The organism is Metapseudomonas otitidis (assembly GCF_900111835.1).
Taxonomy (GTDB): Bacteria; Pseudomonadota; Gammaproteobacteria; order Pseudomonadales; family Pseudomonadaceae; genus Metapseudomonas; species Metapseudomonas otitidis.
Genome location: NZ_FOJP01000020.1, coordinates 98,927 through 113,783, shown reverse-complemented (window position 1 = coordinate 113,783; position 14,857 = coordinate 98,927). Strand labels below are relative to the sequence as shown.

General features: G+C 55.9%; 13 protein-coding genes and 3 tRNA genes. 3 read left to right on the top strand and 13 right to left on the bottom strand.

The window, feature by feature from the left end; genetic code table 11:
• Window positions 1-3: 3 nt before the first annotated feature.
• The 4 genes from BM198_RS24135 to BM198_RS24120 form a co-directional block, all read right to left on the bottom strand.
• Window positions 4-1,329 (bottom strand): 3-dehydroquinate synthase II domain-containing protein, encoded by a 1,326-nt coding sequence (locus BM198_RS24135; RefSeq protein WP_083422472.1) that lies wholly within the window; start codon window positions 1,327-1,329, stop codon window positions 4-6.
• A 604-nt stretch (window positions 1,330-1,933) separates the two neighbouring features.
• Window positions 1,934-2,009 (bottom strand) — tRNA-Lys (locus tag BM198_RS24130).
• 11 nt (window positions 2,010-2,020) lie between these two features.
• Window positions 2,021-2,097, bottom strand: a tRNA-Pro gene (locus BM198_RS24125).
• 10 nt (window positions 2,098-2,107) lie between these two features.
• Window positions 2,108-2,183, bottom strand: a tRNA-Asn gene (locus tag BM198_RS24120).
• Between the two features lie 202 nt (window positions 2,184-2,385).
• Here BM198_RS24120 and BM198_RS24115 point away from each other — a divergent pair.
• Entirely contained in the window at window positions 2,386-4,698 is a 2,313-nt protein-coding gene (locus BM198_RS24115) for a DUF1631 domain-containing protein (protein ID WP_074973017.1), read from the top strand.
• A gap of 9 nt (window positions 4,699-4,707) precedes the next feature.
• Entirely contained in the window at window positions 4,708-5,040 is a 333-nt protein-coding gene (locus tag BM198_RS24110) for a PilZ domain-containing protein (protein ID WP_074973016.1), read from the top strand.
• Between the two features lie 61 nt (window positions 5,041-5,101).
• On the opposite strand, the gene BM198_RS24105 is transcribed toward BM198_RS24110, so the two are convergent.
• From BM198_RS24105 to BM198_RS24075, 8 genes are all read right to left on the bottom strand, one after another.
• Window positions 5,102-5,521: a type IV pilin protein gene (locus BM198_RS24105; protein ID WP_074973093.1), complete on the bottom strand. Its 420-nt coding sequence runs from the start codon at window positions 5,519-5,521 to the stop codon at window positions 5,102-5,104.
• Window positions 5,511-5,843 carry a PilY2 family type 4a fimbrial biogenesis protein gene (locus tag BM198_RS29870; RefSeq protein WP_139233703.1) on the bottom strand — a complete coding sequence of 111 codons (333 nt, stop codon included), beginning with the start codon at window positions 5,841-5,843 and terminating at the stop codon, window positions 5,511-5,513. Before BM198_RS29870 ends, BM198_RS24105 begins: the two co-directional genes overlap by 11 nt.
• Window positions 5,844-5,846: 3 nt before the next feature.
• A complete protein-coding gene (locus tag BM198_RS24100; protein ID WP_074973086.1) occupies window positions 5,847-9,347 on the bottom strand; it encodes a pilus assembly protein in 3,501 nt (1,166 codons plus the stop codon).
• 8 nt (window positions 9,348-9,355) lie between these two features.
• Complete coding sequence (locus BM198_RS24095) at window positions 9,356-9,928, bottom strand: pilus assembly PilX family protein (RefSeq protein WP_074973014.1); 573 nt, start codon at window positions 9,926-9,928, stop codon at window positions 9,356-9,358.
• Window positions 9,925-10,659, bottom strand: coding sequence for a PilW family protein (locus tag BM198_RS24090; protein WP_167368491.1), 735 nt, complete (start codon window positions 10,657-10,659; stop codon window positions 9,925-9,927). Before BM198_RS24090 ends, BM198_RS24095 begins: the two co-directional genes overlap by 4 nt.
• An 8-nt stretch (window positions 10,660-10,667) precedes the next feature.
• Window positions 10,668-11,318, bottom strand: coding sequence for a type IV pilus modification protein PilV (gene pilV, locus BM198_RS24085; protein WP_167368490.1), 651 nt, complete (start codon window positions 11,316-11,318; stop codon window positions 10,668-10,670).
• A complete protein-coding gene (locus tag BM198_RS24080) occupies window positions 11,248-11,721 on the bottom strand; it encodes a pilus assembly FimT family protein (RefSeq protein WP_167368489.1) in 474 nt (157 codons plus the stop codon). Before BM198_RS24080 ends, pilV begins: the two co-directional genes overlap by 71 nt.
• Window positions 11,722-11,821: 100 nt before the next feature.
• Entirely contained in the window at window positions 11,822-12,313 is a 492-nt protein-coding gene (locus BM198_RS24075; RefSeq protein WP_074973007.1) for a prepilin-type N-terminal cleavage/methylation domain-containing protein, read from the bottom strand.
• Between the two features lie 108 nt (window positions 12,314-12,421).
• Here BM198_RS24075 and BM198_RS24070 point away from each other — a divergent pair, with 108 nt between their 5' ends.
• Window positions 12,422-13,504 carry an NAD(P)/FAD-dependent oxidoreductase gene (locus tag BM198_RS24070; RefSeq protein WP_074973005.1) on the top strand — a complete coding sequence of 361 codons (1,083 nt, stop codon included), beginning with the start codon at window positions 12,422-12,424 and terminating at the stop codon, window positions 13,502-13,504.
• Window positions 13,505-13,516: 12 nt separating this feature from the next.
• Here the strand turns inward: BM198_RS24070 and BM198_RS24065 are convergent, their stop codons facing one another.
• Entirely contained in the window at window positions 13,517-14,857 is a 1,341-nt protein-coding gene (locus tag BM198_RS24065; protein ID WP_074973003.1) for a sigma-54-dependent transcriptional regulator, read from the bottom strand.

Here is a 14,857-nt window from a genome sequence, read left to right as displayed (position 1 = left end):
CCTCTATTTCTCGATGATCGATTCGTTGATCTTGATGCCGACGTGGCGCCCGGGCTCGGTGACGTAGCCGAGGACCTTGTCGCCGGGCTTGAGCTCGGAAATGTTCAGGGGCTTGGCGGCGTCGGAGAAGATGCGCACGTGCCAGTCGTCCTGCATGAGGACGTTGACCCGCTCCTTGCCGGGGAACTCCACTTCGATCAGGCGCAGCGGGCGCTGCTCGATCTTCATGCGGCCGACGGCGGCGCGGCGGACCCTGCCCTTGGAGTTGACGATCATGATCGGCGAGCCGGCCTTCAGCTCACTCATGTAGTCGGTGCGGTTGTCGGTGTTGAACACGTAGGAGTGCACGGCGCCGGCGTTGACGCGGAACGGCCGCAGTTCCATGTAGGGCAGGAAGTAGACCTCGGGGCAGCAGAGCACGCCGCCTTGGGAGGTGCTGCCGACCAGCATGCCTTCGTCGGGCTCGAACAGGGTGGCGGCGTCGATGCAGGCACGGTAGCCCATGCCGACGGGGCGGCTGTCGATGACGGTGCCGACCTGGATGTTGAGGTTGGCGTAGCTCTGCGCCTGGGACATGCGGGCGAGGAATTCGCTCATCACGCCGTGGTCGCGGGGGGAGAAGATCACCCCTTCGGCGCCGTATTCCATCACGCCGTAGGAGACGATGGCGTCGTCGACGTCGGTGGGCGCCTTGATCTCCTTCATCAGCACGGTGGAGGTTGGCTGCAGCGAGGCGATCACCAGCTCCAGGGGGATGTTGGTGGGGTCGCGGAAGAGGATCCACAGGTAGTTGAAACGCAACCCCTGGTCGATGGCGCCGAGCAGGCTGTCGCGGTCGTCCACGTAGCTGGTGAAGCAGGTGAGCAGGCCGTCCTGGCCCAGTTCGGCCAGGGCTTCGGCGTCGTTCAGGGCGACGGAGCGGTTGCGGGCGGCGGCGCCCTTCTTGAAGGCTTCGAAGTCCGCGCCCTCGCGGAAGGCCTTGAGCTCGGCGGCGTTGCGCAGGCGCAGCACCACATGCATGCGCGCCGGCACGGCGGGGAGCAGTTCGGCGAGGTTGTCCATATAGAGGACGATGCCGGTGTAGAGCGAGTTGATGACGCGGACGAAGATGCCGTCGTCGGGGCGCTTGCTGGCCAGCTGGGCGCTGTCGAACCAGACCAGCTGGCTGTCGTTGGCGGTGCGCTTGGATTCTCCGGCCTTGCGGATGTTGGCGAGCCTGACCGAGCTCCGCCTGGAAATGGTTTCTGGCGTTTCGAAGTCCTGCGGGACAGCTACTTCCTTGGCGATCTGGACGTCCTTGCCCTTCACCCCGGCGCTTGTGTTGCTCATGTTCCCTCTCCTGGCTGCGTGCCCTTGGTGAAACGTGGTCATGTAGAGGGCATCCGGATACCCGCTTGCGTACTGCTCTACATTCGCAACCTCTACGGGGATCCCTATCCCGTCGGGCCGCCCAGCCTTCTCCTTCGGCCAGCCGCGGGGCGGCCGATGGGGTCGGATTGCAGGGGGCGGGCCCGGCACGCCCGGCCGGGTGGTGGTGGTGGTGTCCCGGGCCGTTCTGACGTGGGGCGGAGTCTTTCCCAGCCCCTGGGACGAGGAAAGACCATGTGCATGACAGGGCATTCGCGGTGGATAAGGCGGGGGAATCAGACCCGACAGGTCCGATTCCAGACCTGAACGGATGCAGCGGAAGACGGGCAGGCGAAACGGCGTTCGACGGAACGCGCCAGACAGACGATGTCGGCCAGCAGACCTGAAAAGAATGGGTAACTGCGACAACCGGACGCAGGCAGGCGCCGGAGGCAGCGGGTAGGAAGTCGCGGAAGGTCTGGTGGATGACCCGGCGCGCCGGATCGAACGAGCAGAAACGAAAAAGCCCACCTGTTCAGGTGGGCTTCTCGTCGTCGACCAGGAGATGCCTGGGCGATCGTCTATATGGTGGGTCGTGTAGGATTCGAACCTACGACCAATTGGTTAAAAGCCAACTGCTCTACCGACTGAGCTAACGACCCTAAATTTGGATTGGTCGGGGTAGAGAGATTCGAACTCCCGACATCCTGCTCCCAAAGCAGGCGCGCTACCGGACTGCGCTATACCCCGTTTTGGAAGTTGGCTCCGCGACCTGGACTCGAACCAGGGACCCAATGATTAACAGTCATTTGCTCTACCGACTGAGCTATCGCGGAACTTCACATTTCCAATCTCTGCGGCTTCGTCTTTCAGATTGCTGCTGCAGAGGCGCGCCATTTTACGTATGGCGAATCGGCTGTCAACCCCTTAAAAGCGATTTTATTCAGTGCTTTGCAGTTGATGCGCCCGCTGCTATATCTGTGCCTCATCCGACACAACGCAGGACGCGCCGGCCGCAAGGCCCAGGCGACAGGGCCCATGAGCCGCCAAGATACACCGCCTCCTCCCCGCCCGGTCGCCACGCTGGCCAACCGTGGTATCCAACCGCGCTTCGGCGATCTCGTGCTGGGCTGTCGCAAGCTGGTGATGAACCACCTTGCCGAGCACCTGACCGGCGTCTTCGCCCAGGTCGACGACACCCTCTTCGAATGCGCGGAAAAAGCCGAGAACAATCAGGTGCAGACGCTGTTCTTCGACAGCATGCGCGAGATCCGTCGACAGCGACCGCAAATCGAACGCCTCTATCACCAGCGCATCGCCCAGCAGTTCGGTGACTTCATGGAGGGCCGCGAGCCCGAGGCGAAGGTCACCCAGCTGGACGCCGACCACCTGGAGCTGATCCAGAACGAGGTCTACGAAGAGAGCCTGCTGGTCACCAACATGGTCAGCCGGGTCAAGGCGCGTTGCGCCCAGCCACTCTTTGCGCTGGACCAGCGCCTGGCGCTGCTCAACAACGGTCGCAAGCTCGGTGAGGACAGCAACCCCTTCGGCCCCCAGGTCATCGCCCAGTCGTTCCGCGATGCGCTGCAGAACATGCCCTTCCCCCTGCGCATCAAGACCATCCTTTATATGCTCTTCGACCAGCAGGTGATGCAGGGGCTGGATGGTCTGTACGACGGGCTCAACAAGCGCCTGATCGATGCCGGCGTGTTGCCCAACCTCAAGTACACCGCGCAACGCCAGGCCGCCCCTGCCAAGCCGCAGCCCCGTGAGCCGGCTCCGCGCCAGGATGCCCCCGCGCCCGCCGCCCCCGCGCCCGCCGCCTCCGCGCCGGTCGCACCGCCGTCCGATCTTTCGGCGCCACCGCCCCAGGAGCCTGGTGCGCTGTACAGCGGCCTGTCGGCATTGCTGGAGGAGCATCGCCGGCTCAATCAGGAAGCCGGGGTCGCCTTCACCGGCACACCCAGCATCGTCAGCTATGCCCCGCAGGGCGCAACGCGGACCTACAGCGCAGCCGACCTGCTGGAGGCGCTCAATCGCTTGCAGCAACAATCTGCCCACGACCTGGCCTCGCGCCTGCAGCAGCCCCAGCGGGTCGAGGGCCTGAAGGCGGACCTGCACCAGCAGCTGGAGAGCCATAGCGCGCAGCCGGGCCAACAGAAGGTGGCCGAGCAGGAAGCGGACGTGATCGATCTGGTCGGCATGCTGTTCGACTTCATCCTCGACGACGACAGCCTGCCGGACACCTGCAAGACCGCCCTCTCCCACCTGCACACGCCCTACCTGAAGGTGGCGCTGCAGGACAAGGCGCTGTTCACCCAGCATCACCACCCGGCCCGTCGCCTGCTCAACACCATGGCCCAGGCCGGTGCGCTGTACGGCGGTGAAAGCGAGGAGAAAGGTCTGCTGGCGAAGATGCAGTGGGTGGTGGAGCGGGTGATCCACGGCTTTGCCGGCGATCTCCAGCTGTTCGATTCCCTGCAGGACGAGTTCAACGAGTACGTCGCCACGCTGCGCCACAAGGTCGAGCTGCGTGAGCGCCGCGCGGTGGAAGCAGCCAAAGGCCGCGACCGCCTGCTGGAAGCCCGTCAGCGCTCGGTGGACGCCATCGCGCGCCTCCTCGAAGGCCGCGAGCTGCCGAAGATCATCCGCCACTTCCTGGAGCAGACCTGGAGCGACGTGCTGGTGTTCGTGCTGCTGCGCCACGGCGACGCCGGGGAGGAATGGCGACGCGCCTGCGAGGTGGCCGACCAACTGGCCTGGAGCGGCACCCCGCTCGATGCCCGGGGGCGTGAGCGCCTCCAGGGGCTGCGGGTCGGGATGCTGGAAGACCTGCGCAAGGGGCTGGAGCTGCTCGGTGGCTACCACGAGGACGGCATCCGCCGCCTGCTGCAGGACCTGGTGGCCTGCCAGCACGCCGTGCAAGGCAAGCAGCCGCAGGTCGCGGCACAGCTCAACCCGGAACTGCCGAAAAGCCCGCTCAGCGAAATGCTGGGTGAAGACGCCAGCCTCGCGGAACGTCGGCCCGCCACCCTTTCACCCCGCGCGCAGGCGCTGGTCAAGGAGCTGGAAAGCCTGGAGTTCAACACCTGGTTCGAGTTCGTCGAGAACGGCCAGAGCCGCACGCTGAAGCTGTCCTGGTACAGCCCGACGACCCGCAACTACATGTTCGTCGACCACAGCGGCCAGCGCGTGGCGATCAAGCCGATCACCCAGCTGGCACAGGACATGGAGCGCGGCAACGCACGCATCGTCGCCCCCGAACACAACGTACCGCTGATGGACCGGGCGCTGGGCGCCATCTACCGGGTCCTGCAGCGCTTCACCGGCCGCAGCCCGCGAGCCAACTGAGGAGCCACCATGGAAGACCGCCGTCATCATAGTCGCCACAACGCGGGCATCCAGGTGGAGGTCTACGACCTGCATTCCGGCAACCGCCTGGGCCGCGTGGTGGACCTCTCCCTGGATGGCTTCATGCTGTTCAGCGAAGCGCCGCTGGCCACCGATTCCGTCTGGGAGTGCCGCCTGGTCCCCGCCGAGCCCGTGGACGGCATCACCGAGGTCCGCCTCGGCGCCGACTGCCTCTGGAGCCGCCCCGGCGCAGACGGCCAGCACGCCTGGGCGGGGTTCCACATCATCGACCTGGCGGAGGATCAGGCCAGGGCGTTGGAGGTGGTGTTGGGGTGTATATAGCTCACTTTTGCCCCCTCTGACACCACATCGCCAATACACCCGTTTCCCTGCCGAACGAAGCCTATTTCCAGCAGGTGCTCAAAGTGCCTGTGCCAGTGAAACCTCTGTCACCAACAGCATTTAGCGTGAGCGTTTTACAGTCATCATCTCTTGCCTGACTACCGATCGCAGTAGCGGTTAAGAGGTATCCACCATCCGAGCTTCCCCCTTCCGAAACCGTAAGCTGATAAAGGCCTGTTCTCGATTGTGCCGAAATCCCTAAATTTGATATATCGGAAGTTTTGACTATATAAACGCTATTTTGAGTGAAGAAGCGCTCTTGTCTAGCAACAACATCATTCAGGTATGCCTGCCCCTCACTACGATTACTTCGTAGAACGAAGCTGGTGTAGCTAGGTATAGCAATAGCAGCCAGAATCGATAGAATCACTAACGCTATCAACAGCTCTACAAGAGTAAAACCCTTATCCTTAATGCTCATCAGCACCTCGCCCATCACCTAAAGACGGTTCCACACCATTCGAATGAACCGAGATGGAGTCGATCATCTTCGCTGACGCATCTTTGCCATAGAAAAAAACATACATCCCTTTCTTTAAAATCATTATGGCTGGAGGACCGGAAGGCATAGAACTTTCCTTAACCGTATTCGCCAAATGATAAACAACGCCATCAATCACAACGGAATTACGAGCCAAATCAACAGACTCAACCACGCCCCCATCCTCATAGTCCGCTGCAAAAATGCTGCATGGAACCATGAAAATACCAAGGACGAATAAAAAGCGAAGCACTTCATTCATTAGCTATTCCTCCACCACTCGCCACGACTGCCGCCCACGACTCAACTCACCAAAAGACAGTCTTTCGCGTCTAATTCCGTCAGGCTCGTTTATGTAAGCATCTTGACCAACCACACTCGGTGAGCCGTAACCGGGAGTTCGGATACTGGAAACAACTTGCCCTCCAAAACTATCCTCGGCAGTCACATAGTTATTCCCTGTCAAATCAAAAACGTTATATCTGGTTGCTCCACCGGTCACACCGTCAATAGCGTTTACCCATCGATCAATACCTGCCTCGCAAGGGTCGGTATTGGGGATGGTGGTAGTAGCAATAAGTACACTCGCGCGCGCAGTAAGATCGGTGGTCAACATCTCCCCCTTACGTACACCAGCCTCTTTTAGGTCAATAAACCATCCATATTTATTTATACCCTGCGATGCATCGCCATTTACAAACCATTGAACCGGATTACTGCTGAAGATTCGATACTCAAGACTCCGACCTGAACCGGAGTTCAGATCGTTAAACGCTGCCGAACTACGAGTCGAGATAGTTTGCTCTACCAAATTGGTTCTTGAAAGCGAGGGCGTAGTAACGACAGCAGTCCCGATAGGTGCCGTTTGTGTATCCCATATTCCATACAGACTCATATTCTTACTGGTATCGGCTTGAGCATCACTGCTCTCCACATACTTCCCGGTTCCGAAAGTAACAACAAAACCTTTCCCACTGGGATGGCGTATTAGTGTCGGAGCAGCAGTAATTGGCTGGCGAACCGTTTGATTGGCAGTATTCACTACAGTCGCCGTAAATAGCGGAGTCGAATTGAATGCAATTCGCCAGTCGCTCGATGAGCCATTGGTCATACTCCCATCTGCTGCGATCACATTGAGGCTGGACAACGCGCTCGAGAAAAGATCAAAACGCCAGAGATTACCTTGCAGATCACCGGCATAGACATAATCCGCAATCAAATCTCCGTTTATATCAGCGACGCGCGGCGAAGAAAGACCATTCACCACGTTGCCTGTAGGCAGTACGAATTTCTTTATTACAGCGCCTGTAGCCACATTAAGAATAAACAGAGCCGCCTTATCATTAGTACTATTATAACCATTAGAGAGCACGACCCCCCAGCTACCATCATGAAGCTTGGTTACAATCGGACGAGTAAAGGTATACCCCAAGTCACCATCAACTGAATCACTAAACTCCCAGAGCAATTTCTCATTGCCCGGCTCAGTAACATCAAGCGCAAAGACTGAACGACCACCGCCACGCAAGGTCCCTATAAGCACGGTGCGCCATTTATTTTCAATCAGAACATCCGAAACCACGGGAGTCCCATCAACAAAGAAACGGTGCTTGGTTCCCTTATAGTTTTGCCCGGAAAGAACATAGAGCTTGTCCAAAACCGCCGTAGGTATGAAAGCAAAGCGCTCAGACCCATTCTCATCAAAGCCATGGAGCATGCCGTCATTGGCCCCAACATAAATTCGCTTGGCTCTCTGAGTTTTCGCAAAATCAGCGTACGACTCAACACCAGCAGCACCACTAGCAACACCACGTGCACGATCCATAAGTGCGGGGAGGCTATCAGGCTTGGCCACGATTGCAGGACTTGAGTAGATGATATCTCCCAGTACAGAAGTGCGTTCACGGAAGCGACCCGATGCTGTTCCTTCGTTGGATCTGTCACCCCTGATATAACTCACACGAAGCTGGGCATTGGCACTATTCGATTCAGAGTTTCCGTCTTCATCTTTCTGCAGCAGAGCCCGTTGAGCAGTACTGAGGTTGCTCCAAAGAAAATCACGGAGCTGGCCGCCAGATGCGAACTTGATATTGCGTGATGCTGGCGACTGGGCATTCAACGTGTCACGCGCATCCCAGGCTGGCGACAAAGTGACGCCCCCCGTGAGCGAATTACTGACAACCTCATACTTGATCAATTGACCGCTCCAGTTTTGACTGGAAAAGCGGGCGTAGTAAGCTTCGTTGCCTGCTGTTGTCACAGCCGACTCCAGCGATACAGCGGCGGCCGAAGTATCCCTGTCAGCAATGCGGCTGAGAATCGTGGAAAACGCGTCTGCCATCGCATCGGGGCTATCGACGCTGAAAAACTCTCCTCGACCGTTTATTGCTGCATGCCACAGATCATATACGTTGTTGGAGCTGTTATCGGCAGCATTAGGCCATGCTTTAAAACCAGACAATAACTGTGAGTAGTCACCCGTGAAGGTAGAACCACCCCACTGAGGATTTGTGAGGCTTGTAGTCAATCCCAATCCGAGAGTATACGTAACCATGTGCTGCCAAGTGGCGGGGTTATTTCTTGGATCAAAATATTGAGTAGTAGCATCACTATTTTTGAAAGGAGCATACGGCGCCAAACGGTTAGCAAGATCTGGCCTAGCATCATTAGCCCAATACTGGAAAGCCAAATCAGCTAACGTATTGCTAGCTCCATCTTTGTAGGGTGCTCTAGCAGAATAACTAGTACCATCAGGAAGCGTCCTCGAGTTATTATCATAGTTGCCAATGTTGATTGTATCTCCGTTCCAAAGACCATCAGTCATTACGATATTATATGTCGGCCGACATGCGTATTCCGGGCTAGAACTGGTGCCGGGTACAGCGGCATAAGGACCGTTGACCCCTGTCTTAGATAGAAAACTCCCTGCTCGTTGTAACGCAGAGCGCAAGGGGGTTCCACCATTGACGGTCAGTCGCTCAAGAAAGCTATAGAAATTGGCCCTATGATTTCCCGAGAAAGGTCGGAGGTAATTTGTAAAGCAATTACCGGCAGATGAACCTGAGCCAATATTATTACAGTTACCATTATTGAGAACCTGCCAAGTGACTCGAACACTTTCGGGCAGACTATAAAAAGCCAAACTAGCAGCAGACTGTGTAGACAGCGCACGAGTTCTATAAAAAGAATACCATATTGCAAAATTACTCTGCTCAGCCGCACCCACCGTAACTAACTGGTAACACGACTCTTTAGTCAAAGATGGATTAGCACAACTAGAAGGAACATAGTTGTAATAATATGCAGCGGAGTAGTTCCCAACTTCTAAATCCTGACCCCGCCCATAGTCAACCGTAACCCTGTAAGCGCTTGCCAAATTCACGCTTCCAGTCTGAGTGAATCCATTACGCCATGCTGCGGTAAAAGAAGGAGCAGGGTAGTCGGAAACCTGAAGATTACCGTTCACCACTGTTACCTTTTTAGGCACTTTGTATACAACAGAAGGGTTGTAGTACATGGGATTATATGCACTGGATTTAAAATAAACCCGATCCCTGTTAGCCGATATTGCGTCAGGCGCGTAAGCAAATGCCATGCTACCGGAGTCGTCGATCGTAACAAAAATATTTGGATCAACCGATTCATTCAAGAAAAGAGGCTGCTGACTAATAGTTAGCGCTGCCGCTTGAACATTGTTAGCCGCAAGCAAGATCACCAGCAAGCAGCCACCAGAAAGCGTCGCTTTAGAAATAAACGCAGTAGACATAAACCACCTTAAAAGCGCTGAACCATTTTACTTTGGAGTGTAGACATTACTCTTTGAGATGCGCTTCTTGAAGCCGCATTCACCTCGTAATAATAGGGCCCCACTCCTCGCCGACGCTCATCAACATCTGTTACTTCAACTGTGCCTTGAGAATTCTGGGGATCAAAACCGATAAATGCAGAAAACCATCGAGGCTGATTCTGAACACCAAATATACTATTATTGACACCCGACGATCCCACATAGGATTTGGAGTGAGAATCTTGATTCCACCAGTCCCAATCTTGAGCGTAGAGGTTGGAAGTGACACCATCCAAAACGCACAAACTCACGGAGACTTCACACCCCCCCGAAACAATAGGAGGAGACGGACTAACCGCAAGGCGGTATTCACCTTCCCGCAGAGCAGACTCTGCAGCCTGACTCGTAATCTGCAACTCTCGGAGATTACCGACCAAGCGCTCATCTAATGCGGCGCCTCTCATGCCGGCAACAGCTAAAAGCGTAATGACAAGCAAGAGTATCAAGCTTATAAATAGTGCAGCACCACTCTGAGCGCTACCAAAATGGCGATGACTCATTGGGCGTAGCTCCGGACAGTAAAGGTGTTTTGCGTAGATTTATAAATTCTTCCATCAGGTGCCGTGACAGCAACAGCGGAGGAAAGGGGAAAATTATATTTCTGATTTTCCAAGGCAACACTCGAATTATCACTTCTCTGGAGAAGTGCTACTCGAACAGCAACCACTGTTCCTGCAGAGGGAGAAGAAACGAAGGAGTCGGCAACCCGATCTGAATTTAAATCCACTCCAAAAGTGAATTGAATATCTGAAACTCCAGAAACTAGAGCCTGTGCCGTACCGCTTTGAGCGCTGCAAAGAAGATCACCATCACCGTTCAGTTCTATTTTCGTAACTATTGCGGCATTAGTTGAGATAGGCGCTCCCAGACAATCCAACTCTCCAGCAACACGGCGCTGATAACGCAGACACACTCCCTTGCCAGACGTAAGCAAGCCTACAACTTGTCCAGCCGCAAACGCTGGACACCCTCCTTGGGCAGCCCTAGAAGGAAAAGCCATTTCGCGGCTATCCTGAGGCAACGTCTTATACCCAGCCTTCATAAACTGCTGTTCCAGAACACGAGCAGCAAATCTACTGTTATCCTGAACCTCACCAACTGACTGCTGAGCTATATAGTTAACCTTATTTGCAAAATATATTTGCGTTACACCCACTATCAAAAAACCACTAATAACCAAAACCACCATGAGCTCGACTAAAGAAAGGCCCTTCTGGGAATGAAATTTCATCAAATTCCTCATGGCTGAAAGCTCACCCTATAAAATTCACGGCGCCCCGCATCGATTGCCGTACAAGCCATTCCGGTGGGACAAGATTCCTTACCCTGCCACGAAATTTGAATCAGCACATTAGATCCCGAATTCGAACAAGGATTCGCCGCAGTAGGCGACTGCGTTCTACAGATAATGAATTGGTTAGTTAGAAAATCTGCAGCATTATTTCCTAGTGGCAGAGCATTCCTAACCTGAGCAGCCCAATTGGTTAAATGTGTCTGCGCCATTTCCGTAGCAGTGCATCCACTAGAAGAGGCGCAAGCTGAGACCACACTATTTGGAAATGCAGCCCCCCCTGACTTAAAGTAGGGAGAGTCTGGTCGAATAGAACCGTTAGAATCGACCAAGGCAGCTCTATTGCTTCTCATCAATTCAATCAGATCATTAGCAAGCATAACTGCGTTAGAGCGCTGCGATGATTCGTTGGTGTACTGCAATGTCCGACCTTGAAGCGCAACCAACCCCAGAACACCAACACTGATGACGACTAATGCCACCAGGACCTCCACGAGGCTGAAACCAACATCGGATTTCATAGCTGCATCACAGCGAGCACGAAGCAATTGGCTGACCAGTCTCATCCTTCCCTCTCGCTCCAATACGAACTCTTCCATTTTTCTCCACCATAACTTTGAAGGCACTCGCCAGATCATTATCTTCACAGAAGATTACTGCCATTGCTTGACTGGAACCCCCACTTAGCGAATAAACAGTAGACCCAATATTTTTTGAAACCGTCACCTTGCTTGGGAAAACAGCCTTCTTAGTTACCACACCGTTACGAGACACGCTAACTTCGCCACCTGCAATTGCCAAAGTCACTTGCCCACCTCGTGTTGCCGCCTCCATACGCGCAAACTCAGCCATAGCTCGGAATTCGTCAGCGGCTGCCATCAGTCGGTTATTCCTCATGAAATCCCCAAAACCAGGAATTGCCAAGGCGGCAAAAATTGCCAACAAAGTCACTACGACGAGCATTTCAACAAGTGTAAATCCATTTTTTTTTATGCGCTGCATGGGCATATCTCTTTATTACGTACTTACATGCTCTCACCTACCAGCACCACCATCCACGCGTCGCCGATATGTGGCAGATTTGGGGCGATGGCCGGCGGAACTAGTGGTTAGCGCACCCCAACTGCTCAACCACGCCCATGGAGCGCTTTATCCTCCCCCCGCGATTAACCGTGATCCTGACACCGTTCCCTTTACTGTCGCATAGGTAGATGGAGCCAGCCTGAAAAGCACCATTGGGCAGCAACGCCACCCCGGAGGCATCAAAGCAAATACCATCAGATAAGGTGCGCGTGCTCCTAAAAGTGTAACCTACGCTGCCTGTCCTACTACTCGTCATAAGAACTACTCCATTCTTTCCCACCACCTCCCACTTCTGCCACTCAGTGCCTATCTTTTGAATCCAACAGAACCTCCCTCCATGCACCAACGCTAATTCCCTTGCAAACCAAATCCCACCTAGATAATCATTCGCTACAGCATCTATTTGCATCTCAATATAACGCGCAAAAACGAATGTCCCACAAAGAGCCAGCGATGCCACCAAAGCGACCACAACCATCAACTCCACCAGAGAAAAGCCCTTACTCTTCATCTCCAATCCCCGCTTTTAAAAATCCAATATAGCGAAGGACAACAGCGCTGCTCTGTGCGAAAATTCCCTCAATCACAATCGCATTCTCTGAAATCCAGCGAGGCAGACATGCATATTGGTATTGTTGGCGGCGGAGTTATCGGACTACTAAGCGCCTATTTTTTAGCCAAAGAAGGAGTAAAGGTAAGTATTTTTGAAAAAGGAAATATAGGCCAAGAGTCGTCTTGGGCAGGGGGAGGTATCGTATCTCCTCTATTCCCTTGGAGGTACCCAGATGCAATTACCAACCTATCGAACTGGTCAAAAGAATTTTACAACTCTCTTTCCACTCATCTGCGAGACACTACAACCATTGACCCTGAAGTCTATCAATGTGGAATTTATTGGCTTGAACTTGATGACATCCAATCAGCCATACATTGGGCGGAAACACAATCACTTAAGGCCTCTTTGATTAACAGCGGAGAGCTAAGAGCGCGCCTCCCAGCACTTTCCAGCCATTATTCCAACGCACTTTTCTCACCTTTGATCTCTAATGTTAGAAACCCAAAACTATCTCAATCATTGAAAGTATATTTATCAAGCAAAGGGGTTTCTTTATTTGAGAATAGTGCAATAAAAGACATCGCCACAAAAGGTGAACACTGGGTATTAAGAACGGATGAGAGCAGCGTACAACTAGATAAAATTTTGATTACTGCAGGCGCCTGGAGCGGCGAGCTGCTCGCAACGCTCGGCCTCTCGCTGCCGGTCGAGCCGGTGAAGGGGCAGATGATTCTCTACAAGTGCGAGCCGGGCTTCCTGCCCAGCATGGTGCTGGCCAAGGGGCGCTATGCCATTCCGCGCCGGGATGGCCACATCCTCGTGGGCAGCACCCTGGAGCATGAGGGTTTCGACAAGACGCCTACCGACGTGGCGCGGGAGTGCCTCCAGGCTTCTGCGGAGGAGCTGATTCCTGCGCTGGCGAGACAGCCCATCGTCGGGCACTGGGCGGGGTTACGGCCGGGTTCGCCCGATGGCATCCCGTTCATCGGGCCGGTATCGGGGTTCGAGGGACTCTGGCTCAACTGCGGTCACTACCGCAACGGGCTGGTTCTGGCGCCGGCCTCCTGCCGACTGTTGGCGGACCTCATGCTGGGGCGCGAGCCGATTGTCGACCCCACCCCCTACGCGCCCAGCGCTCGCCTTTGACCTGTCTGGGGATCAGTCGATCCCCAGCTTCTTCAGCCTGTAACGCATGGAACGAAAGGTCAGCCCAAGACGCTGGGCTGCTGCCGTGCGGTTCCAGCGGGTCTCTTCCAGGGCCTGCATGATCAGCTTGCGCTCGATCTCCTCCAGGTAGTCCTCGAGGTTGTCGATCTTGGCGAGGTCCGCCTCGCCGCCTTCTGCCGCGCCCGCAGCCTCGGTGAAGCGCAGGTCATGGGGCTGGATCTGGTCGTTCTCGCACAGGGTGTAGGCCCGCTCGAGCATGTTCTCCAGCTCGCGCACGTTGCCGGGGAAGCGGTAGGTCTTGAGCTTCTCCAGCGCATCACGGGTAAGGGTCGCGGCCGGCAGCGAGCAGGCTTCGGCCAGGCGCTTGAGCATCACGTCCGCCAGGCGGGGAATGTCTTCGCGGCGCTCACGCAACGGCGGCACCCCCAGTTCGATCACGTTGAGCCGGTAGAACAGGTCCTGGCGGAATCGCCCGGCAGCCACCTCGGCAGCCAGGTCCTTGTGAGTGGCACTGAGGATGCGCACGTCCACAACCACCTCCTGCTGGCCGCCGACGGCACGTACCGCCTTCTCCTGGATGGCCCGCAGCAGCTTGACCTGCATGGGCAGCGGCAGGTCGGCCACTTCGTCGAGGAACAGGGTGCCACCGTGGGCAGCCTGGAACAGGCCCTGCTTGTCCTCGATGGCGCCGGTGAAGCTGCCTTTCTTGTGGCCGAAGAACTCGCTCTCCATCAGCTCCGACGGAATGGCACCGCAGTTCACCGGCACAAATGGGTGACTGGCGCGCGGGCCTTGCTCATGGATGAGCCGCGCGACCAGCTCCTTGCCGCTGCCCGACTCGCCGCTGATGTAGACGGGCGCCTGGCTGCGGGCAAGCTTCTGTATCTGGTTGCGCAGCGCCCGCATCGGGGGCGATTCGCCCAGCAGGCGGCTGTCGACGCTGGCCTCTTCGTCCGATTCGCCGCTGCGCAGCCGCAGGGCAGTCGCCACCAGCTCGCGCAGACGGCCAAGGTCCACCGGCTTGGTCAGGAAGTCGAAGGCACCGGCCTTGAGGGCATTGATGGCGGTGTCCAGGCTGCCGTAGGCCGTGATCATGGCCACCGGCACCTGGGGGTGCCGCTGCTGGATGTACTGCACCAGCTCCTGCCCGGTGCCATCGGGCAAGCGCATGTCCGTGAGGCAGAGGTCGAACGGTTCGCGGGCCAGCCAATCGCGGGCCTCCTTGACGTTGCGGGCGCTGCGGGTGTCCAGCTTCATCCGGCCGAGGGTGATCTCCAGCAGTTCGCGGATATCGGGCTCGTCGTCGACGATCAGGGCTCTCTGTCGGGTCAT